This is a genomic window from Saccharothrix sp. NPDC042600 (genome assembly GCF_040647305.1).
Lineage (GTDB): Bacteria > Actinomycetota > Actinomycetes > Mycobacteriales > Pseudonocardiaceae > Actinosynnema > Actinosynnema mutabilis.
Genome location: NZ_JBEZBW010000113.1, coordinates 1 through 24,750, shown reverse-complemented (window position 1 = coordinate 24,750; position 24,750 = coordinate 1). Strand labels below are relative to the sequence as shown.

The window sequence follows — 24,750 nt, the reverse complement described above, 5'->3', positions numbered from 1 at the left end:
CGCCTGGGCCCGCCCGCCCCGCCCCGGCCGCCGCGTGCCCCTCGTCGCCGGCGGCCGAGCAGCCATGCCCCGGAAGTCCCAGCCGAGGGGGCGCGTTGCGGCCCGGCGATACCTAGAACTACTATGCATCGCACATCTAGGGTGGAGGTGCGGTGAAAGTCGCCAAAGATCTTGTGGCTGCCTCGGCCACGCCGATGGTCCTGGGGATCCTGGCCGAGGCGGACAGTTACGGGTACGCGATCCTCCGGCGGATCAGCGAGTTGTCCGGTGGGGAGCTCGACTGGACCGAAGGGCTGCTCTACCCCCTCCTGCACCGCCTGGAGCGGCTGGGGCACGTCGAGTCGAGTTGGCAGTCCGTGGCCGGCGAGCGGCGGCGGAAGTACTACCGGATCACCGAGAGCGGGTTGGCTGAGTTGGCTGAGCAACGGCGGCAGTGGGACACCGTGGTGGACACCCTCAAGGAGATCTGGCGCGGGGACTCCCGGCCGTTCGTCGCGGGGGTGCCGGCATGAGCGACGAGCTGGAGGCCCAGTTCGCCCAGTGGCGCTCCTACGTGCGGCGCCGGCGTGAGCTGCGCGGGGCCGACGTCGAGGAGTTGGAGGACCACCTGCGCGGGTCCGTCGAGGAGCTCACCGCCGCCGGTCTGCGCGACGACGAGGCGTTCCTGGTGGCGGTCAAGCGGATGGGCAGCCTGGACGAGCTGTCCCGCGAGTTCGCCCGCGAGCACTCCGAGCGGCTGTGGAAGCAGCTCGTGCTCACCGGCGACTCCCAGGACCCCGCGGACCCGGGCAAGCGGCGTGAACTGCTGGTCCTGGTGGCCTGTGCCCTCGGCGCGGCGCTGTCGGTCAAGCTGCCCGCGCTGTTCGGGGCCGGCCTGGACGAGGACGCCGCGTTCTACGCCACCAACGCGAGCCTGTTCGCCCTGCCCTGGCTGACCGGGTTCCTGGCCTGGCGACGGCGGGCGAGCGCGGCGGTGATCGGGGTGCTGGTCGGGCTGTTCGCGGTGGGCGCGGTGGCGGCCAACGCCTACCCGTTGGCCGAGAACTCCCAGTCCGTCGTGCTGACCGCCATCCACCTGCCCATCGCGCTGTGGTTCGCGGTCGGCGTGGCGTACGTGTCCGACGACCTGCGGTCACCGCGCCGGCGGATGGACTTCGTGCGGTTCACCGGCGAGTGGTTCGTCTACTACGTGCTGATCGGGCTGGGCGGCGGCGTGCTGATCGCCTTCGTGTTCGGCACGTTCGAGGCGATCGGGACCTCCCCGGAGACCTTCGTCTCGCAGTGGCTGGCACCCTTTGGCGCCGCCGCGGCGGCGGTCGTGGCCGGGTGGCTGGTCGAGGCCAAGCAGAGCGTGGTGGAGAACATCGCGCCGGTGCTGGGGCGGCTGTTCACGCCGCTGTTCACCGCGGTGCTGCTCGTGTTCCTCGTCACGCTCGTGGTCACCACCTCCGGCATCGACGTCGAGCGCGAGGCGCTGATCCTGTTCGACCTGCTGCTGGTCGTGGTGCTGGCGCTGCTGCTGTACTCGATCTCGGCGCGCGACCCGCTGGCCCCGGCCGGCCTGTTCGACAAGCTGCAACTGGCCCTGGTGGTCAGCGCGCTGCTCATCGACGTGCTGGTGCTGCTGGAGATCACCGGCCGCATCACCGAGTTCGGCACCACGCCGAACAAGGCGGCGGCGTTGGGCGAGAACGTCATCCTGCTGGCCAACCTCGCCTGGTCGGCGTGGCTGGTGCTGGGCCTGGTCCGGCGCAAGGCGCCGTTCGCGGCGGTGGAGCGGTGGCAGACCAACTACCTCCCGGTGTTCGCGGTGTGGGCGTGGGTCGTGGTGCTGATCTTCCCTCCGGTGTTCGGCTATCTCTGAGCACTACCCCGGAGCGCGGCCAGGCGTCTTCGGAACTCCTCCGCCTCCGGCAGACCGGTCGCCTCGGCGACCTCCAGTGCCCGCGTCCAGTGCGCGCGGGCACTGGCCGGGTCGGTGGCCAGGAGCGCCAGGCCGTCGCGGGCGTAGGCCTCCTTGATGGTGTCGCCCCGGGCGGTGGCGAGGGTCAACGCCCGGGTGAAGCAGTCCCGCGCCGCCTCGGGCGCGCCCAGGTTCGCGTGGACGTGGCCGAGCACGGTGAGCACGTACGCCTCGACGTCCCGGTTGCCGATCTCGCGGGCCAGCACCAGCGCTTCCCGGCCGACCTCCAACGCCCGGGCCGGGTCGCCCGAGCGGCGCAGGCAGTCGGCGAGGTGGTGCAGGGTCCGGGCCTCGATCTCGCGGTCGCCGATGCGGCGGCTCTGGGCCAGGGCGGCGTCCAGGTGGTCGCGGGCGCGGTCCAGCCGGCCGGACCGGATGTGCAGCCAGCCCAGGTTGAGCAGGCTGGACGCGACCATGAACCGGTTGTCCAGCTCGGTGTTGATCGCCAACGCCCGCAGGTGGTGGCCCACGGCCTCCTCGTAGCGGCCCATCCGGGTCTGGGCGTTGCCCAGGTTGGCCAGGGCGGCGGCCCGGTCGCGCGGGGTGCCCCAGCGCTCCAGCAGGTCCAGGGCGCGGCGCAGCACGGCCACGGCCTCGTCGTGCCGGCCCCGGCGCAGGTGGGCGATGCCGAGGTTGGACAGCATCCGGCCCGCGCCGTGCCGGTCGCCGCGCGCCTCCTCGATGTCCAGGCCCGCCTGGAAGACCCGGCCCGCCTCGGCGAACCGCCCCAGCCCGAGCAGCGCCACGCCCAGGTTGCGGTGCACGACCGCCGCGGCGGCGGGGTCGCCGGTGCGCCTGGCCGCCGCCAGGCCCTGCTCGTACCCGGCCAACGCCTCCTCGACGTGACCCCGGCGCAGCAGACCGGGACCCAGCGCCACCGGCACCTGCCACGCCAGCTCGTGCAGGCCGCGTTCGGCCGTCGCCCGGACCAGCGGCAGCAGGTGCCCGGTGGCGCTTCCCGTGTCCTCCGGCAGTGCGGACCGGTGGTGCGGCTCGGGGACGCCCAGGTCCCGGCCCGGGTCCACGGCCCGTTCGGCGGCCAGGCCCCGGGCGACGTGGTGCTCGGCGACCCGGCGCAGCGCGGCGACGGCGTCGGCGGGGTCCTCGCGCTGTTCGGCGAGCATCCGGGCGTGGTGGCGCAGCAGGTCGTGGAAGCGGTACCGGCCGTCCACGTGCCCGACCAGCAGGTGCACGTCGAGCAGGTCTTCGAGCAGGTGTTCGGCGTCGTCCGCGCCGACGTCCAGCAGCGCGGCGGCGGAGTGCGCGTCGAACAGCGGGCCGGGGTGCAGGCCCAGCAGCCGGAACGCCCGCCGCTGCCGCGGGTCGAGGTGCTGGTAGGACACGGTGAACGCGGCCAGCACGCTGCGGTCGCCCGACGCCAGCTCGGTCAGCCTGCGCCGCTCGTCGCGCAGTCGCCGCACCAGGTCCGCGACCGTCCAATGTGGACGCGAGCGCAGGCGGGAGGCGGCGATGCGGATCGCCAGCGGCAGGAAACCGCACAGCGACACCACTTCGGCGACCTCGGTGCGGTCCACGGGCGTGCCGACGACGGACGTGAACAGGTCGCACGCGTCGTCGTCGGGCAGGACGTCCACCGACAGCGTGGCCGCACCGTCCACACCGGACAGTCGGCGGCGGCTGGTGGCCAGCACGCACGCCCCGGCGGAACCGGGCAGCAACGGCCGGAGCTGGGCGCTGTCCAGGGCGTTGTCCAGCAGCACGAGCACCCGCCGGCCCGCCAGCACCGACCGCCACCGGCCGGCGCGCTCGTCCAGGTCGTCGGGCACCTGCTCGGGCGGCACGCCCACGCTGCGCAGCAGGAAGTCCAGCGCGGTGGCCGCGGACACCGGCTCCTGGCCGGGCGTGAACCCGTGCAGGTCGAGGAACACCTGGCCGTCGGGGTACTCGCCGGCCAGCAGGTGCGCCGCGCGGACGGCCAGGGTGGTCTTGCCGACGCCCGCCATCCCGTCCAGCGCGGTGATGACGACGGCGGTGCCCCGGTTCGCCGACGCCAGCTCCAGCAGCCGGTCCACCTCCGGCACGCGGCCGGTGAAGTCGGCGATGTCGTGCGGGAGCTGGTTGGGCGCGTGGGCCGGCCGGGGCGCGGCCACGTCCGGGTCGTGCCGCAGCACGCGTTCGTGCAGTTCGCGCAGCTCCGGGCCGGGATCGACGCCGAGTTCGGCGGCCAGCAGCGACCGGGTCCGCTCGTAGGCGCGCAGGGCCTCGCCGTGGCGGCCGGCGCGGTGCAGCGCCAGCACCAGCAGCCCGGCCAGGCCTTCGCGCAACGGGTGCTCGCCGACCAGGCCGAGTAGTTCGGGCACCACGGCGGCGGCCTCGCCCCGGTCGAGCCGCAGGCGCAGCAGTGCTTCGCGCGCGGCCAGGCGCTGCTCGTCCAGCGCCGCGGCGGCGGCCTCCAGGACGTGCCCGGACAGCCCCGCCAGCGCCGGCCCGCGCCACAGCCCGAGGGCGTCGGCCAACGCCTCGGCGGCGGGTCCGGGCTCGCCCCTCCCGGCCCGGACCCCCGCCGCCTCGACCGCCTGCCGGAACCGGTGGACGTCCACCCGGTCGGGCTCGACGTCCACCCGGTAGCCGACGCCGTCGGTGACCAGCACGTCCCGGGCCGGACCCAGGACGCGCCGCACCGAGGCGATCGCGTTGTGCACCTGCTTGCGGGCGGTGTCCGGCGGGTCCTCGTCCCACAACGCGTCGATGAGCCGCTGCGTGGTCACCACCCGGTCCGGGTCGAGCAGCAGGGCCGCGAGCAGCTTCTCCTGCCGTGCGCCGCCGAGGGGCGTGCGCCTGCCGTCGACCCGGACCTCCAGGGTCCCGAGTAATCGGAACTCGACCTCGTGAGCTGTCCTCCCCATCCGGCCATTGTGTTACGCGCCGGCGGCCCCCCGGGCCGGATCGCGCCGATCCGCGCGGGTCAGCAGCGCGTGGGCGGGCAGTGGCTGTCGGCGGACATCCCACCACCGCCGAACCGGCCCACCTGCGCACTCCCGGCCGCTTGCCCGCCGACGCCGGCCGCGTGCGCGCCGACGCCGGCCGCGTGCGCGGCAACGCCGGCCCCCGCCGCGTGCGCGGCAACACCGGTACCCGTCGCGTGCGCGGCGGCCCCGGTGAGCGCGGCGAGTGTCGCCGCCACCGCCAGGGCTCTCGCGATCTTCCGCACCATCTCGACTCCCCCTTCGAAAGCGCACCGGTCGGTGCGCGGCGCAGACCGTGCCACGTGCCGGTATCGAACCGGTATCGGCGCGCGGATGCCCCGGTGATGCCGCCGGTCGGCAGCGTTGCCGTCGGCCGCGCCCCGGACGGGGAGCGCACCGGACACGGGGGAGGGGGTGCACGTCATGGAGAACACCTGGGAGCTGGTGGAGATCGAGGAGTCGGACTTCGACGTCCTCGGCAACAAGTCCTACTGATCGCCGCCGGGGCCCGCTTCCCTTGGCGGGCCCCGGTCCCCCGAAGAGGAGACGACGGTGCGCCCACCCGACTACCGCCGCGACGGCTCCCGGCCGATCGCGGCCCTGGACTTCCCCGAACCCGGGGTGCTCGACGTCGAGGCGCTGCGGCGGGTGTGGGCGCCGTGGTTCGAGCTGAGCGCCTCCCCGGCGGCGCCGGTGCGCGCCCGGCACGCCGTGCACCTGTTCGACATGCTGACCGGCCGGCGGGACCCGGTCGTGCCCAACTTCTTCAGCATCGTCTCGCCCGCCGGCCTGCGCACGCAGCTGGCCCGGCAGGCCCGCCGCGACGACGTCGTGGCCGACCGGCCCGAGGAGCTGGCGGACCCGCGCCGACCCGACACACCCGCCCGAGACCGGTGGCGGTTCGTCGCGGACGAGCTGGCGGCGTGGGACGACCAGCCCGTCGAACGCCGGGTGCTGCTGGTGCAGTTGCTGACCCAGCTCGGGTTCCTGCGCCGGGTGGTCGAGCTGGTGCCGGTCCTGCGGAGCACCGACAGCCACCGCCTGGCCTACGAGGCGGCCCGCGCGGCGTGCGAGGTGAACCGGCACTCGACCGTGCCGTTGCAGGTCCTCAAGTGGGTCGCCGAGGAGGCGCCGGACCCGGACCTGCGGGTGCTCGCGCCGCTGCGCCTGGCCTCCGCGTTCTCCCGGGCCCGGCGGGACGTGGACACCGCCGAGGGCTGGCTCGACGTGGCCGAGCGGCGGTTGGCCGCGGTGCGGCCCGCCTGGCTGGCGCACCTGCTGCGCAGCCGCAAGCACCGGACGGCGGCGCTGTGCCGGGTGGTCCGGCGCGACGCGGAGGGCTGCGCCCGGGAGATGCTGCTCGCCGCCTACCACGACGCCCTCCTCGGGGCGGCACACGACGAACTGGTCCGCCACTACCGGGTGGAGAACCGCCAACTGGTGCTGGAGGCGTCCCTGAAGCTCGCCACCGCGGGCGGCGCCGAGCCGGCCGACGCCGACGAGGCGTGGCAGGTCATGCCGGACGCGGACCTGCTCGCCGTGCTGGGGGAGTACCACGAGAGCCGGGACGAGCCGGCGCGGGCGAGCCAGGCCTACCTGGGGGCGGCCCGGCACGGCAGCGTGCGCGGCGCGGTGGCGGCGTACCGCGCGGGCTGCCTGCTGGAGCGGATGGGGCGGCACGACGAGGCGCGCGACGCGTTCCGGCTGTGCGTGGACCTGGACCCGGCGTCGGTCAGCGGTGCGGAACGGCTCGCGGCGTGACCGCCCCGGCCCGGGTCGCGCCGGATTTCCCGAAGTTCTGGGCGGCGTCCGCGGTGTCGTTCGTCGGCGACGGGATGTCCGCGGTGGCGCTGCCGCTGCTGGCCGCGTCGCTGAGCACGGACCCGCTCGTGGTCGCCTCGGTGGTGGTCGCGCGGTGGTTGCCGTGGGTGCTGTTCGCGCTGCCCGCGGGGGCGTTGGCCGACTCGTGGGACCGCCGCCGGGCGATGTGGGTGTGCGACCTGGTCCGCGCGGGGCTGGTGGCGCTGCTCGCGCTGGCCGTGGTGACCGGGACGCTCACGATCCCGGTGCTCATGGTGGCCGGGTTCCTGTTGACGTGCGCGGGGATCGTGTTCGACAGCAACTCCGCGACCGTGCTGCCGACGATGCTCGGCCGCGACCCGGCGTCGCTGCGCGCCGGCAACGCACGGCTGATGACCGCCCAGACCGCGGCGCTGGACTTCGTCGGCCCGCTGGCCGGCGGGGTGCTGTTCGCCTGGTCGCGGGTGGTGCCGCTGGTCGGGGACCTGGTCAGCTACCTGGTCAGCGCCGTGCTGCTGCGCCGGATGCGCGGCGACTACCGGGCGAGCACCGGGGCGCTCCGGCCGCGGGACCTGGCGCGGGCGTTGCCGGAGGGGGTGCGGTGGCTGGCGCGGCACCGGGTGTTGCGCGCGATCACGGTGGTGTCCGGCGGCAGCAACCTGGCGTCGTTCGCCGAGTCGGCGGTCCTGGTGCTGTTCGCGGCGCAGCTGGGGCTCGACGCCGTGGGGTTCGGCCTCCTGCTGGCCGCCGGGTCGGTCGGCGCGCTGGTCGGCGGGGCGGTGACCGGGCGGCTGACCCGGTGGCTGGGCAGCGCGGTCGCGATCCGGGTGGCGCTGCTCGGGGACTGCGCGGGCAGCCTGCTGCTCGGGCTGTCGACGCAGGCGTGGATGCCGTTCCCGGTGCTCGCGCTGACCGGGTTCACCGTGATGGTGCGCAACGTCGTGCACGTGTCGCTGCGGCAGGCGGCGACGCCGGAGCACCTGATCGGGCGGGTCAGCGGGGTGCACCGGCTGGTGACCTACGGCGCGATCCCGTTGGGGGCGCTGGCGGGTGGGCTCGTCGCGGACGCGTTCGGCCTGCGGTGGGCGCTGTTCTTCGGCAGCGGGGTGTACGCGCTGCTGTTCGTGGTGGCGGTCCGGACCATCACCCGGAGCCGGGTGGCGGAGATCGAGAGGGGATGACGATGGCGCTGGCGGTGCACCACACGAAGGTGCTGCCCCACCCGGCGGCAGCGGTGTGGGCGAAGCTGTTCGACGCGGAGGCGGCGCGGGGGTGGCTCGGGGTGGCGGCGTTCGTGATGCCGCAACGGGTCGGGGCGGGGTTCTGCTGGCTGTACGACCCGGGCGCGTCCGTGCCGTCGGCGTGCGTGGGACGGGTGTTGGCCCTTGAGCCGCACCGGTTGCTGCGGTTGCGGTTGGCGTTGTCGTCGTCGCAGGCCGAGACGCTGGTGGAGCTGGCTCTGTCCGAAGCGGACGGTGTCACCACGGTGTCGTTGGAGCACAGCGGTTTCCCGGAGGACGGCACCGGTCCGTTCGAGCGTGACGGCTGGGAGCACGGGTGGGAGCACCACCTGGACCTGCTCGCCGACCACCTCGCCGGGACGCCGAACGACTACCAGGAGGGCCACCGCGCCGAGCTGGGCGTGATCCCGGTCGGGGTGGTGGCGGGCGCGGGGGTGCTGGTCGAACGGGTCGCGGTGGGCACGCCCGCCGAGGCGGCCGGTGTGCGGCCCGGCGACACGATCCGCGGCGCGGACGACCACGTGTTCGACAGCATGGAGGACTTCGACCGGTGGATCGACTCGCGGGTGCCGGGCGAGGAGGTGCGCCTGCGGGTGGGGGACCGGTGGGTGCCGGCCGTGCTGCGGGCGAAGGTGCTGCCCGAGTACCTGACGGCGGGCTGACCCCGTGCTGCCGCCGCTGCCGGACCGGGACTCCGCCGCCGGCCTGCCGGCCCCGTTCGCGCGGGCGCAGGTGGACGACCTGGACCCGGCGTTCGCCCTGACCCCGGACGGGCCGGTGGTCAGCACGGACGCGTGGTCGGGGCGGCACCTGGCGGTGGTGTCGGGCGGGCGGTGGCGGCGGTTGACCTCCGGCGACGACTGGCACCGCGCGCCGCGGTGGACCGGGGCCCTGGAGCACTTCTCGGGTGGGCCGGACGACGAACCGGACGTTCCGGCGCGGGACGACCCGGTGGCTTCCGTCGTCCGCCGGGGGTGGGTGCGGCGGGTGGCCCTGAACGGCGTGGTCGCCGACCTGCCGCCGATCGTCGAGCTGGGACCTTGGCTCTCCGCCGCCACGCTGGTGGTGGTCCGCGAGCGCTGGCCCGCGCGGCTGCCGTTCGCGTGGGACACCGGCACCGGGCTCCTGCGGCCCCTGTTGGGCGGCGGGGTGGCGTCGGGGTTCCAGCGAGCCGGGTCGGTCGTGGCGTTCACCTGGACCGCCGGCGGCCGGCCGCGCCGCCTGGAACTGGACTTCTTTGTGCGTTGCGAGACCACGGCCCGGCCGGTGGTGGTGCGTGGTCCGGTGTGCCCGTTGCCGTGCTTGGTGCACGACGTCCCGGCTCCGCGCGGCACGGTGGTGTTGCTGCACGGCGGTCCGAACGGGGTGCACCTGGACACCTGGTCGCCGCTGGTCGACTCGCTGGTGCTGGCGGGGTGGCGGGTGGTGCGGCCGAACGTGCGCGGCAGCGGGTTGCTGGACGAGACCCTGCGCCCGCCGAGGCCGGCGCGGTACGGAGTGGAGGACGCGGAGGACGTGCGCGCGGTGATCCGGGAGCTGGCCGTCGGCCCGGTGGTGGTGGGCGGCACCAGTTACGGCGGCTACCTGGCCGTGCGCACGGCCGCGCTGTCGGAGTCGGTCCGCGCGGTCTTCCTGCTGGGTGGCTTCACCGCCGCCGACGACCTGTCCGACACCACCCACCCAGCGGTGAAGGCCTTCCTGTCCGCCGCCACCCTCGCCCCGGACACGCCCCTTCCGCCGGTGCCGCACTTCGTCGCCCACGGCCGGGACGACCCACGCATCCCCTTCGACGCCGTGGCGTCCCACCCGTACCCGGCCGGTTCCGTCTTCGTGGCGTTCGACGGCGGCCACGGCGTGCGCACGGACGCGGCGGCCCGCACGGTGTTCCCGGCGCTGTTCACCTGGTTGGACACCTGGTCCTGACCTCGGGCGGCGGCCGGCGCCGCCGACGCCGGGCCACCAACGGACGGCACCCGATCGGGTGGCCGGTGTACTCCCGCGAACGCGCTTCGCTCTTCTCAGGGGGACGGGTGCGCTCGGACGAGCCGGCCGCCCCGGGGGGTCGGGCCGGCTGGGGGTCGGCCCGGCCCCCACCCCGTCACACCGGCGACAACAGGCCCCGGGCTGTGCGAGAGTTGCCACGCGACATCGACTGACCACGACGGAGCCCGAGCCGATGGGGGACACCTGGCCGAGCCGCAGCCTCCTGGGCCGGCTCACCGAAGGCACGCGCCGACTGGTGCTCGCCCTGGGCGTGCCCGTCGCCTACCCGGCCAACCACCTGGTGATCCGGGAGGGCGACCAGGACGGCTTCGCGGTGCTGGTGCTCGACGGCGCGGTCAAGGTCGTGGCCACCGACGCCGGCGGCGACACCGGGCTGCTGGCCGTCAAGGGCCGCGGTGACCTGGTCGGCGAGATGGCCGCGCTGGACGGCAAGCCCCGGTCGGCGGGCGTGGTGACCACCGGGCCGGTGGACGGCCGGCGGATCCCGCCCGACGAGCTGACCCGCTTCCTGGGCCGCCACGACGAGGTCCTGGTCGAGCTGGTGCGCATCGGCAACGAGCAGTTGCGCTGGGCCAACGAGCTGCGCCGGGAGATGTCGCTGCCGGCGGCGGCGCGGGTGGCGCGCGTGCTGCTGCACCTGGTCGGGCTGCACGGCCTGCGCACGCCCCGGGGCTGGGCGCTGGGCTACCCGCTGACCAAGATCGAGCTGGCGTCGATCGCGGGGATGAAGCCGCGCACGGCGGAGAAGGCGTTCTCGGAGCTGCGCACGGCCGGCGTGGTCGAGACCAGCCCCCGGCGGGGCGTCCTGATCCCGGACCTGGACCAGCTGCACGACTTCGCCGACTCGCCGGCCTAGCTGGAGCGACCGATCAGGTCGTTGCCCACGCCCGCACCACGCCGCTTGCCAGCAAGCTGATCGTGACCGCCGCGCGGCCGGCTGGTCAGCCTCCCGCATCGCCGAGCAGCCGGGCGTCTGCCGGGCCACCGTGCACAAGTGGCTCGTCCACCACCGGCACGAGGCCGACACCGGCCTGCTCGACCGCTCCTCGCGTCCACAACGCAGCCCTCGCCGCACCCCGGTCGGGGTCGAGCAGCGCACCCTTGCCGCCCGGCGGCGGGTGCGGCGCGGTCCGTGTCGCCCTCGGGATCCGCCGCCGCTTCACCAAACCCGGCTGCCCTGGACCAACGGCAACGCCGAACGCGTCAACCGCGCCATCGCGACCCGCTCCGACAAGACGCCACCTCCTACCGAGGCACGCTGGACCTCGCCACCCCCTCATCTCGCTTCGAGGACGGGTCCTAGCGGCGGGCGCTGCCCTCGGGTTCGGCGTCCAGCGGTGTGGAGCGGGGGTCGAGCTGCACGTGGACGTGGCCCTTGCCCGCCTCGATGTTGATCACGTCGAGCTGCAGGGCGCCGACCGACCACGTGCCGAGCGCCAGGGTGCGCTGTTCCGACGCCAGCCCGACCAGCCGGCCGCGCAACGGGTCGGGGGCGGTCAACGCCGCTTCGAACCCGCCCACCGCGACCGCCAGTTGCCGGACGGAGGTGGCCAGCGCGGTCCGGGCGACGTTCACGCCGTTGCCGGCCGACGGCGTCTCGGAGTAGCGGCGCAGCTCGGCCGCCACCGCGTCACGCCACCCGGCGACCTCCTCGGCGCTGGGCACCGTGCCGGTGGAGGCGTCCGCCGGAGCCGCCTTGGCCATCCCGGTCAGCACCGGGGTCAGCCGGTCCCGGGTGCCGCGGGCCAGGTCGGTCAGCACGCCGATCTGCGCCACGTCCCGCTGGGCTTCGGCCTCCCGCAGCTCGGCGATCCGGCGCTCGGTCGCGTCCGGGCCCGACGTCCACGCGCCCAGCAGGAACGCCACGGCCACACCGAGCACGAACGCGGTCACCGCGCCGGCGGCGGCGGGCCTCCAGGTCGGTTCCGGGCGCTTGACGGTCTTGGCCACGACACCTCGCTCCGGTCGGGACAGGTCACCGAACAGCCTGCACCGGACCGCGGAGGTTCAACAGGGCGGAGGCGGCACGTGGCGACTATGCGACACCCGGGCTACTTCCTGCGCGCCCGGTACGCGGCCACGGCGACCCGGTTGCCGCAGGTCGTGCTGCAGTAGCGGCGGGAGCGGTTGCGGGAGAGGTCCAGGACGATGCCGTCGCACGTGTCGTCCGCGCACACGGCCAGGCGGCTCATCTCGTCGGACCTGATCACGTCGATCATCGCCATGGCGGTCTCGGCGGCGATGCGGTCGGCGAACGGCGTGTCCGGGTGGACCACGTGGATGTGGTAGTCCAGCCCGTCGTGGCGCACGAGCTGCGGCACGGCGCGGTGGGCGGCCAGGGTCTCGTTGACCAGCTTCGCCGCCGTGTCGCGGTCGCTGGTCAACAGCCTGCGCAGCGGGGCCCGCAGGGCTCGGACGGCGGCCAGTTCCGCCGCGTCCCGGGTGTGCGCGCCCGTGTAGCCGTGGCGGGCGAAGAACGCGTCCACCTGGGCCTGCTCGGTCAGGGTGTCCGGCTCGACCGCCGTGTTCACCAGCTCGACCGCCGCGAGCAGCGACGCCACCGTGTCATGGGCGAAGACCACGTTGACAGATTACCAGGGCGGTCCATACGGTCATGGGTCATGGCCACCATGACCCATGACAGAAGCGCCGTCCGGCTCGGCCCCGGGATCGGCCTCGCGGTGCTGTCCGCGGCGTCGTTCGGCCTGTCGGGACCGATGGGGCGCGGGCTCATGGAGGCGGGCTGGAGCTCGGCCGCCGCCGTGGCGGTCCGGGTGCTGCTCGCGGGCGTGGTGCTGCTGCCCGCCGCGCTGGTCCAACTGCGCGGCGACTGGCGGCTGGTGCGCCGCAACCTCCCGCTGGTCACGGGGTACGGCCTGGTCGCGGTCGCCGGGTGCCAGCTGGCCTACTTCAACGCCGTGGCGCGCATGGACGTCGGCGTCGCCCTGCTGGTCGAGTACACCGCCCCGGTCGCCGTCGTGGTGTGGCTGTGGCTGCGGCACGGGCAGCGGCCCGGCCGGTTGACCGTCCTGGGCGCGGCGCTCGCCCTCGCCGGGCTGGTCCTGGTGCTCGACCTGCTCTCGGGCGCGGACGTGGACACCGCCGGCGTGCTGTGGGCGCTCGGCGCGATGGTCGGCGCGGCCGTGTACTTCGTCCTGTCGGCGCGCGACCGGGACGGCCTGCCGGGGACCGCGCTGGCGGCGGGCGGCCTCCTGCTCGGCGGGGTGGTGCTGCTGCTGGCCGGCGCGCTGGGCGTCGTCCCGCTGACCGCCACCACCCGGCCCGTGGCGTTCGACGGGTTCACCGTGCCGTGGTGGGCGCCCGTGCTCGTGCTGGGCGTCGTCACGGCCGCGCTCGGCTACGTCACCGGCATCGCGGCGACCCGGCGGCTGGGTTCGCGGCTGGCGTCGTTCGTGGCGTTGACCGAGGTCCTGATGGCGTTGGTGTTCGCGTGGCTGCTGCTGGCCCAGGCGCCGCGCCCGGTGCAGCTCGCGGGCGGCGTGCTGACCCTGCTCGGCGTGGTCACCGTCCGGCTCGGCGAACGCGCCACCCAAACCACCGGTGATTCACACATCAAGGGGACCTAAAATGGGAAAACCTGCTCGTTGAGCCGTTCCGAGCAATGCGTCCCGCCGTCGGTCGGCGTACTTCACGGATTTCACGGGGACGAGTAGACCGATGGTGTGGCGTGCGAGTTTGCTCACCTTGAGCGCGGGTGTCGCCTATTTCTAGGCTCGATTTCGGACCCGGCCCGACCGGTCGAGTCGAGAAGAACACCATTTCCGTTCGAGGGAGAACCATGTCCCGCAAGTTGCTAGCCGTGCTCGCGACCACCGCCGCGGCACTGGCCGGCGTGTCCATGCCGGCCTCGGCGTCCGCCGCCACCCCCGGCTCCACCACCGCACCGGGCGTGCGGCTGCTGTTGAGCGTGAGCTTCTCCGACGCCGACCCCGTGCACTCCGGCACGCGCTTCGGCTACCTGACCTGCGACCCCGCGGGTGGCAGGCACAACGACCCCGTCGCGGCGTGCGCGGAGCTGGCCGCCGCCGGCGGCGACCTGAGCGCGACCGACCAGGACAGCGGCGTCGCGTGCACGTTGGAGTACGCGCCGGTCACCGTCCGCGCGGTGGGCTGGTACGGCGACAAGCCGGTCAAGTACAAGAGCACCTACGGCAATCACTGCGTCTTCGCGGCGACCGCCGGAGAAGTGTGGAACATCTGACGGAGTTTGACCGCCGAGGGTCCCGGGTAGGCACCGGGGCCCTCGCGGCGTCACAATCGTGAAAGCGCCCGACCGATCACCCGGGCGCCATCGGGAAATCGTTCCGGGTCGGGTCCCGCGAAGTTCAGGCGGAGGTAACTCCCCGACGGTTCCGCCGGGAACCACTCCGTGCCCGCCGCGATCAGCACACCCGCCGCCTCGCAGTCGGCGCTCAACCGGTCCAGGTCGGTCCCGTCGGGCACCCGCACCCACACGTTCAGGCCGCCGGGCGGCACGTGGTCCAGGTGCGCCCGCGGCACGTGCGCGGCCAGGCTCTCCACCATCAGGTCGCGCCGGGCCCGCAACTGGTGCCGCAACGACCGCAGGTGGGTGCGCCACCCCGGGTTCGTGACCACGTCCAGGGCGGCTGCCTGCAGGAACCCGCTCACGTACAGGGACTGCGCGCCCCGGTCGGCCAGGATGCGGTCGCGCGCCGGCCCCCGGGCGACCACGGCGGCCACCCGGATCGACGGCGACACGTTCTTGGTCAACGACCGCAGGTACACCACGTGGCCGGCGTCGTCGTGCGCCGCGACCGGCCGCGCCGTGGTGTCGATGCCGAAGTCGTGCGCCCAGTCGTCCTCCACCAGGAACGCCGCGTGCGCCCGGACCACGTCCAGGACCCGCGCGGCCACCTCGGGCGACCACTGGACGCCGGTCGGGTTGGCGTAGTTCGGCTGCGCGTAGAACAGCCGCGCCCCGGTCTCCTCGAACGCCCGCGCCAGCTCCTCCGGGTCCGGCCCGGCCGGCCCGCCGGGCACCGGCACCACCCGCACACCCGCCTGCGCGGCGGCCAGGATCGCGCCCCAGTAGGTCGGCGACTCCACCAACACCGGCTGGCCGAACCCCGCCAGGGCGCGGAAGACCGAGCTCAGACCGCTCTGGCTGCCGGGCAGCACGACGACGTCGCGCGCCGCGGGCGGCGTGACCCCGCCCGGAGCGGCGGCACCCAGTTCGGTCGCGAACCACGCCCGCAGCTCGGGGTGCCCGGCGGTGTCGGACCGGGCCAGCGCCGCCTCGCCCCGGGCGGCGCGCGCGAGCGCGGCGCGGACCAGCCGTTCGGGCAGCAGGGCGCGGTCCGGGTAGCCGGAGTGCAGGGCGATGGCGTCGGCCGGGCCGGTCCGCAGCGCGGCCGACCGGGTCGGGACGCGGGCGTGCGGCGCGCGCAGAGCCCCGGTCTGCCAACCGAAGTCCGGCGGACGGGCGGTGCGCGCCGCACGGACGAACGTCCCCACCCCCGGCCTGGTCTCCACCAGGCCCGACGCGCCCAGCGCGCGCAGCGCCTTCTGGACGGTCACCGGGCTCGCCCCGTACTCGGCCACCAGCGTCCGCGTGGACGGCACCCGCGCGCCCGGCGGCGCCTGGGCGATCCACGCGCGCAGGCCGGCGACGATCCGCCCGGTGCTATCGTTGGACATGTCAGGGAACAGTAGCGCTACTCTGAGTCGAACGACACCGCTATCCACCGGTCCGTGGTGGGGACTGCTCGGCGTGGCGGCGTTCTCGTTGACCGTCCCGTTCACCCGCGTCGCCGTCGGCGCGTTCTCGCCGCTGTTCATCGGCGCGGGCCGGGCGGTCGTGGCGGCGGTGCTCGCGGCGGGCGCGCTGGCGCTGACCGGCCAACGGCGGCCCACGGGACGGCAGTGGGCGCGGCTGGCTGTCGTCGCCGGCGGTGTGGTGGCCGGGTTCCCGCTGCTCACCTCCTACGCGCTGACCACGTCCCCGGCCAGTCACGGCGCGGTGGTGATCGCGTTGCTGCCGGCGGCGACCGCGGTCATGGCCGTCGTGCGGGGTCGGGAGCGCCCGCCCGTGTCGTTCTGGGTCACCGCCGGCCTGGGCGCGCTGGCCGCGGTGGGGTTCGCGTCGGTCCAGGGCGGGGGTTTCGGGCGGTTGCACTGGTCGGACGCGTTGCTGTTCGGCGCGGTCCTCGCCGCCGCGATCGGGTACGCCGAGGGTGGGCTGCTCTCCCGCGAACTCGGGTCCTGGCAGACGGTGTCGTGGGCGCTGGTGCTGTCCGCGCCGGTGATGGTCGTGCTGACCGCGGTGTCGGCGGTGCGGCACCCGCCGGTGGGGACGCCGGTCGAGTGGGCCGCGTTCGCGTACCTGTCGGTGGTCAGCATGTTCCTGGGGTTCTTCGCCTGGTACCGGGGGCTGGCGATCGGGCCGATGGCGCGGGTCAGCCAGGTGCAGCTGGTGCAGCCGGTGCTGACCATCTCGTGGGCGGCGTGGCTGCTGGGGGAGGAGCTGACCTGGCCGACCGTGCTGGGCGGGCTCGCCGTCGTGGTGTGCGCGGGAACGGCCGTGCGCCGTCGAGTGTCCACAAAGGACGAACCGGTGTTGACCGGTCCTCGGGCGGCGGCATAGGCTCGTCCGCCGCCGCAGGGACCGAGGAGCGCGATGCCCGAGCTGGAACTGCGTCACCTGCGCGCGGTGTGCGCGATCGCCGAGGAGGGCAGCCTCACCCGGGCCGCGGTCCGGCTGGGCCTCACCCAACCCGCGATGTCGGCGCAGCTGCGGACCGTCGAGCGGATCGTGGGCGGTCGGCTGTTCGACCGCACCCCCGTCGGCAGCGTGGCCACGGAGCTGGGCAAGCAGGTCGTCGGCACGGCCCGGCTGGTGCTGGACGAGGTGGACCAGCTGGTCAGCCTGGCCCGGGAACGCACCCGCGGCGGCGCGCCGGGCCCGCTGGTGGTCGGCAGCGTGCCGACGTCGAGCTTCGGGCGGTTCGTCGAGCACCTGCGGCGGACCATCCCGTGCTCCGAGGTGCGCACCGAGATCACCCGCAGCGGCTCGGACCTGGTGGAGATGCTGGTGTCCGGCCAACTGCACCTCGCCGTGCTGGACCGGTTCGAGGGCATGGAACGGCGGGAGCTGCGCGGCCTGGAGATCCGGCTGCTGCTGCGCGAGCCGCTGTTCATCGCGCTGCCCGAGCGGGACCCGTTGGCCGAGCACGACGAGGTGGACCTGGCGCGGCTCGCCGACCGCGACTGGGTGTCGCCGCCGGAGGACGTGCTGGGCAACCGCCTCCAGGTGTTCACCGCGTGCGCCGAGGCGGGCTTCACGCCGCGCCTGACCCACCGGGCCAACGAGGCCTCGACCGCGTGGGCGCTGGTGGCCAACGGCGCGGTCGCCTTCGCCCAACCGCACTCACCCAGCCGCGACGGCGTCGCCGTCCGCCCGCTCACGGGCTCGCCGCTGATGGTGGACCTGCTCCTGGCCACCCGCAACGAGGGCCCGGCGGCGGGGCGGGCGCACGAGGTCTACCTGTGCGCTGCCCGCGCCTACCGGGACCTGCTGCCGCGCAACCCGCACTACGAGAAGTGGTGGGCCGCCCACCCCGAAGTGCACGGGGAGATCGACGCGGCCCTCCTCCTGGCCGGCGGCTGATCCGCCGGCCCCACGTGCGGGTCAGGCCTCGTTGGGCTTGTAGCAGTCCTTGAACCCGTCGGGCTTGGGCCGGTTGTCCGCCAGCAACGCCACCACGTCGGTCTGCTTCAGGTTCTCCGGGTAGCCCGGCCAGTCCGGCTCCTGCCCGTTGACGTGCAGCTCGTCCAGCCAGTAGCCGGACTGCCCGGCCACCTTCTCGAACTCCAGGTCGCAGCCCTTGACCCGCACGGTCACCTCAAGGACCTTGTCGGACGTCTTGACCGTCCGCTTGCCGACCTTCTTGGACTTCTTCTTCTTGCTGTCGGACTCGCTGCGCGGCTCGCCGATGTTGCTGAAGCCGGCGGCCTTCAGCTCCTCGACGAACTTGTCGTCGCTGCTGGAGCAGGCCGCCAGGGAGGCGGCGCAGCCCAGGGCCAGCAGCACGGACGTGACCTTCTTGTTCATGGCGCACAGCAAACATCGGCGACCGAAGCGCCGGGCCCCGCCGCGCCAACCGTTACCGCGCTGTGACGTGCCCGCTCACCGTCATGGCGCGGTGAGGTTGACCGCGACCACTTCAGGCCCTGCCGCGCTTGAGGTGTCGCACGCGCGCCACCCATGCCGCCAGCCCCAGCACCGCCAGGACCGCGAGCAGCCACGGGTCGGTGGGCTTGCCGCCCATGTCCAAGTCCACGGCGTGGTTGTGCGCGTGCAGGGCGCTGGTCACCCAGAACCCCGCGAGCACGACCGCGATCACGTCCCGCCACCACAGCGCCGACAGCATCATCAGCCCGATCCCGATCTGGAACACCCCGGCGTCGTGCAGGAAGTGCTCGTGGTTGGGCCAACCGGTGAACCGGGCGAAGCCCGCCGGGTCCACGCGGCCCCAGACGCCGGCGGCCAGCATCGTCACCGCGCCCAGCACCACCACAGACTTGACGATCACACCTTTGGGCATCGTCCGCTCCTTCCCGTGTCCGGTCACGACAAGGGAGCGGGGAGCGGGCGTCGGACGTGACAGCCGGCGGCTGTGGCCTGCGGCACAACCGACCGTCCACAACGGGGCGACCTGTACCCGACCCCCCCGGCGACGGGCCGCGCCCGCATCGGTGTGCCGCACCTGACGGATGACGCGATGTTCGAGAAAGTCCTAACCGGACTCGACGTGACCGGGATGCAGGACTTCACCGCCTGGGTGCACGACGAAGAGACCGTCCCGCGCTACGGCGGCACCCCGGTCGGCCTGCCCACCGGCGCGGGCCACGCGGCCGGCAACCGGCTCGTGGACGCCCACCTCGCCGCCGCCGGCCGGACCGCGGCGCATGCGCTGCCGGCGGACGGCAGGGAGGTGATCGACACCGCGCTGGGGGTGCGCCATCACGAAGGTCGACGTTGAGGCCCGCCGGCCATTCCTGGTATTCGCGCGAGAACGCATTCGACAATGTTCGGGAGTCCGTACGGGATACTTTTCACACATTCGTCCGTCACGTGGAATTCCTGCCTGTCGGGAATGCTTCGCCGGGCCGAACGGGCAGTGTTGACACCCTTCGGAGAACGCTTTTAGAGTCGCTGGCATCGGGGGAGTTGCGTGACTCGCTGGGGGACATTGCGCAATGGCGCGTACACCGGAACACGGCCGTCGCACGGGCTCGTGGCCTCGGGTTTTCGGTCACCTTCGGGGAACTTCCTCCTCCCGCGCCCACTGCCGTCGAGGTGACGCGGTGCCGTTATCGGCGCATTCCCCGCGCGGGTGACCGCGCGGTTCTCGCCCGGCAGCAGTTCCACTCAAGACCCGGAGGTCGGCATGTCACTGGACGAGTACGCGCTCTCGGTCCTCGGACCGGCGACGGACAGGGCGGGGTTCGCCAACCGCAGCTTCATCGCGCTGGGCGGTGACTCGCTGCGCGCCATGCGGTTGACCGCGCTGGCCCAGGAACAGCTCGGGCTGCGGCTGTCCGTGGCGGAGTTGCTGTCGTCCACCCCGCTGGCCACGGTCCTCGCCGGCGCCACCGCCAACGGCCCCACCCCCGACGGCCCCACCCCCCAAGGCAACGCCACCACGGCCGGCGACGCGCAGCCGACGGCGACGCTGACCCCGACGCAGCGCGGCATGTGGCTGATCGAGAACGTCCTCGGCGGCTCCACCTACAACCTGGTCTTCACCTCCCACGTGGACAGCGGCACCCTGGACCGCGAGGTGTTCGCCCGCGCCGCGCAGGCCGCCACGGACCGCCACGCCACCCTCCGCACCCTCCTGCGCGAGCAGGACGGCGAGGTCAAGCCGGTCGTGCTGGACCGGGTCACCCCGGACATCCTCGACATCGCCCACGACGGCCCGGACTTCGAGGGGTTCGTCCGCGCCACCGCCGCCGAGCACGGCCGGATCCCCTTCGACCTCACCGCCGCGCCCCCGCTGCGCTACCTGTTCGTCACCGGCGCCGACCGGCAGGCGGTCGTGCTGGTCGCCCACCACGTCCTGCTCGACGGCTGGGCGGTCGGCCTGCTGCTGGACGAGCTGTTCACCAACTACAGGGCGCTCAAGGCCGGCGAGCCGGTCAAGACGACGCCCGCGCCCACCACGGAAGCGTTGCTGCGCCGCCACGAGCAGGACCGCGCGAGCGGCGAGTGGGACCGCCTCGCCGAGTTCTGGCTCAAGCACCTCGACGGCGTGCCGACCGTGCTGGAGGTGCCCACCGACGCGCCCCGCCCGACCGTGCAGGACCCGGCGGGCGACCGCATCCCGCTCGACCTCGACGCCGAGCTGACCACGCTGGCCGAGACCCGCGCCCACGACCTCGGCATCACGACCTTCGCCCTGCTCCTGGCCTCCTACGGCCTCGCGCTGAGCCGGTGGACGGGCGTGGACCGGCTGCTGGTCGGCGTGTCCCTCTACGGCCGCGACACCGCCGAGCTGGCCGACCTGATCGCGGTCGCGGGCAACCTGGTCCCGGTGCTGGTGGAGGTGGACGACGACGCGCCGGCGGCGGACTACCTGCGCGCGGTGCAGGACTCCCTGGCGCGCAGCATCGAGGCGGGCGCGCTGCCGTTCGACGAGCTGGTCACCCGGCTGGGCGTGGAGCGCGGGCTGAGCGCGCACCCGCTGGTGCAGGTGTCCTTCGGCATGCACGACCAGCTCGTGCCGCAGCGGATCGAGGCCGGCGACGTGGTGCTGCGCGTCGAGGAGGGCCACGGCGGCGGCGCGCAGTTCGACCTGTCGCTGCTGTTCGGCCGCTCCCGCCCGACGCTGGGCGCGCAACTGGAGTTCGCGACCGCGTTGTGGGACACCGCCGACGCGCGGGCGTTCCTGGACGACTACACCACCGCCGTGCGGGAACTGGCCACGGCCACCGGCAGGGTCGAGGACCTGCGCTGCCTGTCCGCCGAGCGCAGGGCCGTGCTCGACGCGGTCAACCAGACCCGGCGGGAGTTCCCCGCGACCACCGCCGACGGCCTGTTCCGCGCAGCCGCGCAACGCACCCCGGACGCCGTCGCCGTGCGCGAGGGCGACCTGGAGCTGACCTACGCCCAGCTCGCCGGCGCGGCGGCCGAGCAGGCGCGGCGGTTGCGGGAACTGGGCGTCGGCCGCGGCGACCGGGTGCTGGTCGCGCTGGACCGGTCGATCGCCGAGGTCGTGGGCGTGCTGGGCATCGCGTGGGCGGGCGCGGCGTACGTCGGCGTGGACCTGGCCCAGCCCGAGGCGCAGGTCCGGCACATCCTGGCCAAGGCCGCGCCGAAGGCCGTGTTGGCCACCAAGGACGTTTCCCACCTGGGCGTGCCGGTCTGCGCGACCTGGGAACCGTCCTGGGAAGCGTCGGACGCCGAGCCGACCGGGACCGGGCCGGACGACCTGGCCTACATCGCGTTCACCTCCGGCTCGACCGGCCTGCCCAAGGGCGTCGCCGTGCCGCACCGCGCGGTCGTGCGCCTGGTGCACGAGCCCGATTTCGTCCACTTCGGACCCGAGGACCGGGTGCTGCGGCTGTCCCCGCTGGCCTTCGACGCCTCCACGCTGGAGCTGTGGGGACCGCTCGCGGGCGGCGCGGCGCTGGAGGTGCACCCGGCCGGCCTGCCCTCGCCCAGCGAGCTGAGCGGGTTCCTGCTGGAGCGCGGCGTCACCGTCGCGTGGCTCACCGCGGGCCTGTTCCGGCTGGTCGAGGAGTTCGCGCCGGCCGGGCTGGGCGGGTTGCGGCAGCTCGTCACCGGCGGCGACGTGGTGCCGCACGCCCACGTCGCGCGGGTGCTGGAACGCCACCCCGGCATCGTCGTGACCAACGGCTACGGCCCCACCGAGAACACCACGTTCACCACGACCCACTCGGTGACGTCCCCGGCGGACGTGGACGGCCCGTTGCCCATCGGCACCCCGCTGCCCGGCACGCGCGTGCACGTCCTGGACCGCCGGCACCGCGTCGTGCCGCCGGGCGCGGTGGGCGAGCTGTACGCCGCCGGCGAGGGCCTGGCGCACGGGTACGTGGACGACGAGGCCGAGTCGGCGCGCGGGTTCGGCCACTTCTCCCCGGACGTCCCCGACCGCCTCTACCGCACCGGCGACCTGGTGCGCGTCGACCGCGCCGGCCGCCTGCGCTTCCTGGGCCGCCGCGACGACCAGGTCAAGCTGCGCGGGTTCCGCATCGAGCTGTCCGCCATCGCCGACGTGCTGACCACCGACCCGCGGGTGCGCGACGCGGCCGTGGTCGTCACCGACGGGGACAGCGCCGACAAGCGGCTGCTCGCGGCGATCGTGCCCGCCGGACCGGTCGGCACCGACGAGCTGCGCGACCTGGTCGCCGATCGGCTGCCCGCCTACATGGTGCCCACGTTGTGGGCGGTGGTGGACCGGCTGCCGGTGACCGGCAACGGCAAGGTGGACCGCCGCGCGCTGGCCGCCGTCGCCGCCCCGGCCGGGCAACGCGTCGCCGCCCCCGCGGCCAACCCGCTGGGCACCGCGCCGTCGCTGTTCGCGCGGGTGCTGGACAAGCCCGTCGAGCTGACCGGCGAGACCGACTTCTTCACCGTCGGCGGCAACTCGATGGGCGCGGTGAAGCTGCTCCGGCTGATCCGCGACGAGCTGGGCGTGTCCGTGCGGCTGCGGGACTTCCTGCTCGCGCCCACCCCGGCCGGGCTGAACAAGCTCATCGAGGCGGCGAAGTCGTGACCGGGGCGGTCCGCGACGACGTGCGCGGCATGGAGTGGGACGACGGGCTGGAGTGCTGGGTCGTCTCCGACCCGGCCGTGGCCCGCGTCGTGCTCAACCACCCGGGGTTCTCGTCGCAGACGTCCAAGCGGCTGGGCGAGCTCTACATGACCGAGGAGTCGCGGCGGGAGCACCGGGCGCTGACGGAGTTCCTGCGCCTGTGGTTCGTGCACACCGACGGCGAGGAGCACGCGGCGCTGCGCAAACCCGTGCAGCGCCTGTTCTCCGCCTCCTTCACGCGCTCGCTTGCCGGGCGCGTCGAGGAGATCGTGGACGCCTGCCTGGAGGGCCTGGCCGCCGACCCGGCGCACGACGCCGTGCCGACCGTGGCCGAGGGCGTGTCCGGGCGGGTGATGGGCCACATCGTCGGCGTGCCCCAGGAACCGGCCGTGCTGCACACGTGGTCGAAGACGCTGTCGGGCTTCATCGCGGCGATGTACCGCCGCGACCACGCCGAAGCCGCCCACCGGGTGATGCTGGAGATGACCGAGGCCCTCGCCGCGTCACCCGCCCTGGACGGCTTCCCCCGCGACACCGGGGAAGACCGCGCCCGCACCACGGCGACGTGGTCGATGATCCTGTTCGGCGGCCTGGAGACCACCGCGTCCCTGATCGGCTCCTGCCTGTTGGCGGTGCTGGACGACCGCGCGCTGTGGGACCGGGTGGCGGCCGACCGGCCGGGCGAGGTCGAGTCCCTGGTGGAGTCCGTGCTGGAGAGGCGCCCACCGCTGCGCAACGTCGGCCGGGTGGTCGCCGAGACGTTCGAGTTCGAAGGCCTGTCGCTCACCGAAGGCGACCTCGTCCTGGTCTCGCTGGCCGGCGGCGGCCTGTTCGACGCGGACCTGGACGACCTGGCCCCGGTCGCCGAACGAGCCGACCGCCACCTGGTCTTCGGCCACGGCGCCCACTACTGCGTCGGCGCGCCCCTGGCCAGGCTGGAGGCGGCCACCGTGCTCCGGCGCTTCGTGCGGCGCTTCCCGCACGCGGCCCTGGCGGACAACGCCGTGGAATGGGGCCCGAACCTCGCGTACGTGGGCCTGGACCACTTGTTTTTGGCCGTGGACGGAAACCCGGCACCATGATCGGCGACCGTTCATGCGCACAGGGGAGACCATGAAGTATCGGAAGATCGGCACCGACCCGCGGCACCAGCGCGAAGTCAGCGTGCTCGCGTTGGGCGCGATGCTGTTCGGCACGGTCGTCGACGAGGAGCGGTCCTTCGCGGTGCTGGACCGTTTCGTCGAGGCCGGCGGCACGTTCCTGGACACGGCGAACAACTACGCGTTCTGGGTCAACGGCACCCAGGGCGGCGAGAGCGAGGCCCTGCTGGGCCGGTGGCGGCGCAGCCGGGGCATCACCGACGAGGTCGTGATCGCCACCAAGCTCGGCGGCCGGCCGAAGGTCCCGGGCCGGGACTTCTTCACCCTGGAGGGCCTGACCCCCGAGGCGATCCGCACGTCCTCGGCGCGCAGCCGGGAAAACCTGGGCGTGGACCGCCTGGACCTGCTCTACGCCCACACCGACGACCTGACCGTGCCGCAGGAGGAGATCGTCACGGCGTTCGCCGAGCTGGTGGCGAACGGCGAGGTGGCCATGCTGGGGGCGTCCAACCACTGGTCGTGGCGCCTGGAACGCTGGCGCACCTTGGCCGCCGCCGCCAACCTGCCCTCCTACGAGGTCCTGCAATACCACCACACCTACCTCCGAGCCCGAGCCGACCTCCCAGGCCGCCGCTCGAAGGACGGCGACCAGGGCCTGCTCAGCCCAGAACTGATGACCTACCTACGCGACCGTCCAAACCTGACCCTGGTCGCGTACACGCCCCTGCTCTCCGGCGCATACGTCCGCAAGGACCGCCCACTAGGCGAACTACACGACCACGCCGGCACCAAGGCCCGCCTAGGGCGTGTCTGGTTATTTGGTGGCGAGCCAGATCATGAGGCTGGCGATGGTGAGGGCGGCCATGTAGGAGTGGGCGGTCTTGTCGTAGCGGG

The 24,750-nt window shown here is 74.1% G+C and carries 23 protein-coding genes and 1 pseudogene; 17 read left to right on the top strand and 7 right to left on the bottom strand.

Annotation, left to right across the window (positions count from 1 at the left end; all coding sequences use genetic code 11):
* Nucleotides 1-152: 152 nt before the first annotated feature.
* Entirely contained in the window at nt 153-512 is a 360-nt protein-coding gene (locus AB0A74_RS37155) for a PadR family transcriptional regulator (protein WP_343937068.1), read from the top strand.
* Complete coding sequence (locus tag AB0A74_RS37150) at nt 509-1,864, top strand: permease prefix domain 1-containing protein (RefSeq protein WP_358257081.1); 1,356 nt, start codon at nt 509-511, stop codon at nt 1,862-1,864. The genes AB0A74_RS37155 and AB0A74_RS37150 overlap by 4 nt, the downstream gene beginning before the upstream one ends.
* Here AB0A74_RS37150 and AB0A74_RS37145 read toward each other — a convergent pair.
* Both AB0A74_RS37145 and AB0A74_RS37140 read right to left on the bottom strand, forming a co-directional pair.
* Entirely contained in the window at nt 1,855-4,830 is a 2,976-nt protein-coding gene (locus AB0A74_RS37145) for a tetratricopeptide repeat protein (RefSeq protein WP_358257080.1), read from the bottom strand. The genes AB0A74_RS37150 and AB0A74_RS37145 overlap by 10 nt on opposite strands.
* Before the next feature lie 59 nt (nt 4,831-4,889).
* Nucleotides 4,890-5,138, bottom strand: a complete 249-nt coding sequence (locus tag AB0A74_RS37140; RefSeq protein ID WP_358257078.1) for a hypothetical protein — start codon at nt 5,136-5,138, stop codon at nt 4,890-4,892.
* 115 nt (nt 5,139-5,253) lie between these two features.
* Here AB0A74_RS37140 and AB0A74_RS37135 point away from each other — a divergent pair, with 115 nt between their 5' ends.
* The 7 genes and pseudogenes from AB0A74_RS37135 to AB0A74_RS37105 all read left to right on the top strand — a co-directional run.
* Nucleotides 5,254-5,385: a hypothetical protein gene (locus tag AB0A74_RS37135; protein ID WP_358257076.1), complete on the top strand. Its 132-nt coding sequence runs from the start codon at nt 5,254-5,256 to the stop codon at nt 5,383-5,385.
* A gap of 57 nt (nt 5,386-5,442) precedes the next feature.
* Nucleotides 5,443-6,651 carry a tetratricopeptide repeat protein gene (locus tag AB0A74_RS37130; protein ID WP_358257074.1) on the top strand — a complete coding sequence of 403 codons (1,209 nt, stop codon included), beginning with the start codon at nt 5,443-5,445 and terminating at the stop codon, nt 6,649-6,651.
* A complete protein-coding gene (locus tag AB0A74_RS37125) occupies nt 6,648-7,871 on the top strand; it encodes an MFS transporter (protein ID WP_358257072.1) in 1,224 nt (407 codons plus the stop codon). Before AB0A74_RS37130 ends, AB0A74_RS37125 begins: the two co-directional genes overlap by 4 nt.
* Nucleotides 7,868-8,593, top strand: coding sequence for an SRPBCC domain-containing protein (locus AB0A74_RS37120; protein WP_358257070.1), 726 nt, complete (start codon nt 7,868-7,870; stop codon nt 8,591-8,593). The genes AB0A74_RS37125 and AB0A74_RS37120 overlap by 4 nt, the downstream gene beginning before the upstream one ends.
* Before the next feature lie 4 nt (nt 8,594-8,597).
* Nucleotides 8,598-9,854 carry an alpha/beta fold hydrolase gene (locus AB0A74_RS37115; protein WP_358257068.1) on the top strand — a complete coding sequence of 419 codons (1,257 nt, stop codon included), beginning with the start codon at nt 8,598-8,600 and terminating at the stop codon, nt 9,852-9,854.
* 253 nt (nt 9,855-10,107) lie between these two features.
* Nucleotides 10,108-10,791, top strand: coding sequence for a Crp/Fnr family transcriptional regulator (locus AB0A74_RS37110; RefSeq protein ID WP_358257066.1), 684 nt, complete (start codon nt 10,108-10,110; stop codon nt 10,789-10,791).
* A gap of 94 nt (nt 10,792-10,885) precedes the next feature.
* Nucleotides 10,886-11,329, top strand: a pseudogene (locus AB0A74_RS37105) (leucine zipper domain-containing protein); the annotation flags it as partial.
* Here AB0A74_RS37105 and AB0A74_RS37100 read toward each other — a convergent pair.
* Both AB0A74_RS37100 and AB0A74_RS37095 read right to left on the bottom strand, forming a co-directional pair.
* Nucleotides 11,235-11,885 (bottom strand): hypothetical protein, encoded by a 651-nt coding sequence (locus AB0A74_RS37100; RefSeq protein WP_358257064.1) that lies wholly within the window; start codon nt 11,883-11,885, stop codon nt 11,235-11,237. The pseudogene AB0A74_RS37105 and the gene AB0A74_RS37100 sit on opposite strands and share 95 nt — an antisense overlap.
* A 101-nt stretch (nt 11,886-11,986) precedes the next feature.
* The gene (locus tag AB0A74_RS37095) at nt 11,987-12,517 is read right to left on the bottom strand and encodes a CGNR zinc finger domain-containing protein (protein WP_358257062.1); all 531 of its coding nucleotides are present in this window, start codon (nt 12,515-12,517) and stop codon (nt 11,987-11,989) included.
* Between the two features lie 48 nt (nt 12,518-12,565).
* Between AB0A74_RS37095 and AB0A74_RS37090 the strand changes: the two genes are divergently transcribed.
* Together AB0A74_RS37090 and AB0A74_RS37085 are read left to right on the top strand one after the other, a co-directional pair.
* On the top strand, nt 12,566-13,522 hold the full coding sequence (locus tag AB0A74_RS37090; RefSeq protein WP_358257060.1) for a DMT family transporter: 957 nt from the start codon (nt 12,566-12,568) through the stop codon (nt 13,520-13,522).
* Between the two features lie 212 nt (nt 13,523-13,734).
* Nucleotides 13,735-14,157, top strand: a complete 423-nt coding sequence (locus tag AB0A74_RS37085) for an SSI family serine proteinase inhibitor (protein WP_358257058.1) — start codon at nt 13,735-13,737, stop codon at nt 14,155-14,157.
* A gap of 50 nt (nt 14,158-14,207) precedes the next feature.
* Here AB0A74_RS37085 and AB0A74_RS37080 read toward each other — a convergent pair whose 3' ends face one another.
* The gene (locus AB0A74_RS37080; protein WP_358257056.1) at nt 14,208-15,614 is read right to left on the bottom strand and encodes a PLP-dependent aminotransferase family protein; all 1,407 of its coding nucleotides are present in this window, start codon (nt 15,612-15,614) and stop codon (nt 14,208-14,210) included.
* On the opposite strand from AB0A74_RS37080, the gene AB0A74_RS37075 reads away from it, so the two are divergent.
* Complete coding sequence (locus AB0A74_RS37075; RefSeq protein ID WP_358257054.1) at nt 15,613-16,560, top strand: DMT family transporter; 948 nt, start codon at nt 15,613-15,615, stop codon at nt 16,558-16,560. The genes AB0A74_RS37080 and AB0A74_RS37075 overlap by 2 nt on opposite strands.
* Nucleotides 16,561-16,593: 33 nt before the next feature.
* The gene (locus AB0A74_RS37070; RefSeq protein WP_358257052.1) at nt 16,594-17,583 is read left to right on the top strand and encodes a LysR family transcriptional regulator; all 990 of its coding nucleotides are present in this window, start codon (nt 16,594-16,596) and stop codon (nt 17,581-17,583) included.
* A gap of 21 nt (nt 17,584-17,604) precedes the next feature.
* Here AB0A74_RS37070 and AB0A74_RS37065 read toward each other — a convergent pair whose 3' ends face one another.
* Both AB0A74_RS37065 and AB0A74_RS37060 read right to left on the bottom strand, forming a co-directional pair.
* A complete protein-coding gene (locus tag AB0A74_RS37065) occupies nt 17,605-18,027 on the bottom strand; it encodes a hypothetical protein (protein ID WP_358257050.1) in 423 nt (140 codons plus the stop codon).
* Between the two features lie 112 nt (nt 18,028-18,139).
* Nucleotides 18,140-18,520, bottom strand: a complete 381-nt coding sequence (locus AB0A74_RS37060) for a hypothetical protein (RefSeq protein WP_358257048.1) — start codon at nt 18,518-18,520, stop codon at nt 18,140-18,142.
* Nucleotides 18,521-18,697: 177 nt separating this feature from the next.
* On the opposite strand from AB0A74_RS37060, the gene AB0A74_RS37055 reads away from it, so the two are divergent.
* The 4 genes from AB0A74_RS37055 to AB0A74_RS37040 all read left to right on the top strand — a co-directional run.
* Complete coding sequence (locus tag AB0A74_RS37055) at nt 18,698-18,958, top strand: hypothetical protein (protein ID WP_358257046.1); 261 nt, start codon at nt 18,698-18,700, stop codon at nt 18,956-18,958.
* A 408-nt stretch (nt 18,959-19,366) separates the two neighbouring features.
* On the top strand, nt 19,367-22,717 hold the full coding sequence (locus tag AB0A74_RS37050) for an amino acid adenylation domain-containing protein (RefSeq protein ID WP_358257044.1): 3,351 nt from the start codon (nt 19,367-19,369) through the stop codon (nt 22,715-22,717).
* Complete coding sequence (locus AB0A74_RS37045) at nt 22,714-23,838, top strand: hypothetical protein (RefSeq protein WP_358257042.1); 1,125 nt, start codon at nt 22,714-22,716, stop codon at nt 23,836-23,838. Before AB0A74_RS37050 ends, AB0A74_RS37045 begins: the two co-directional genes overlap by 4 nt.
* 31 nt (nt 23,839-23,869) lie before the next feature.
* Nucleotides 23,870-24,750 (top strand): aldo/keto reductase (locus AB0A74_RS37040; RefSeq protein WP_358257040.1); only part of this gene is annotated, 881 nt, incomplete at its 3' end.

Bases quoted from the DNA above. Each gene is read 5' to 3' on its own strand.
- AB0A74_RS37150 (WP_358257081.1), top strand. From the start codon at position 509: ATGAGCGACGAGCTGGAGGCCCAGTTCGCCCAGTGGCGCTCCTACGTG.
- AB0A74_RS37145 (WP_358257080.1), bottom strand. From the start codon at position 4,830: ATGGGGAGGACAGCTCACGAGGTCGAGTTCCGATTACTCGGGACCCTG.
- AB0A74_RS37140 (WP_358257078.1), bottom strand. From the start codon at position 5,138: ATGGTGCGGAAGATCGCGAGAGCCCTGGCGGTGGCGGCGACACTCGCC.
- AB0A74_RS37120 (WP_358257070.1), top strand. From the start codon at position 7,868: ATGACGATGGCGCTGGCGGTGCACCACACGAAGGTGCTGCCCCACCCG.
- AB0A74_RS37110 (WP_358257066.1), top strand. From the start codon at position 10,108: ATGGGGGACACCTGGCCGAGCCGCAGCCTCCTGGGCCGGCTCACCGAA.
- AB0A74_RS37090 (WP_358257060.1), top strand. From the start codon at position 12,566: ATGACCCATGACAGAAGCGCCGTCCGGCTCGGCCCCGGGATCGGCCTC.
- AB0A74_RS37085 (WP_358257058.1), top strand. From the start codon at position 13,735: ATGTCCCGCAAGTTGCTAGCCGTGCTCGCGACCACCGCCGCGGCACTG.
- AB0A74_RS37075 (WP_358257054.1), top strand. From the start codon at position 15,613: ATGTCAGGGAACAGTAGCGCTACTCTGAGTCGAACGACACCGCTATCC.
- AB0A74_RS37080 (WP_358257056.1), bottom strand. From the start codon at position 15,614: ATGTCCAACGATAGCACCGGGCGGATCGTCGCCGGCCTGCGCGCGTGG.
- AB0A74_RS37070 (WP_358257052.1), top strand. From the start codon at position 16,594: ATGCCCGAGCTGGAACTGCGTCACCTGCGCGCGGTGTGCGCGATCGCC.
- AB0A74_RS37065 (WP_358257050.1), bottom strand. From the start codon at position 18,027: ATGAACAAGAAGGTCACGTCCGTGCTGCTGGCCCTGGGCTGCGCCGCC.
- AB0A74_RS37060 (WP_358257048.1), bottom strand. From the start codon at position 18,520: ATGCCCAAAGGTGTGATCGTCAAGTCTGTGGTGGTGCTGGGCGCGGTG.
- AB0A74_RS37055 (WP_358257046.1), top strand. From the start codon at position 18,698: ATGTTCGAGAAAGTCCTAACCGGACTCGACGTGACCGGGATGCAGGAC.
- AB0A74_RS37050 (WP_358257044.1), top strand. From the start codon at position 19,367: ATGTCACTGGACGAGTACGCGCTCTCGGTCCTCGGACCGGCGACGGAC.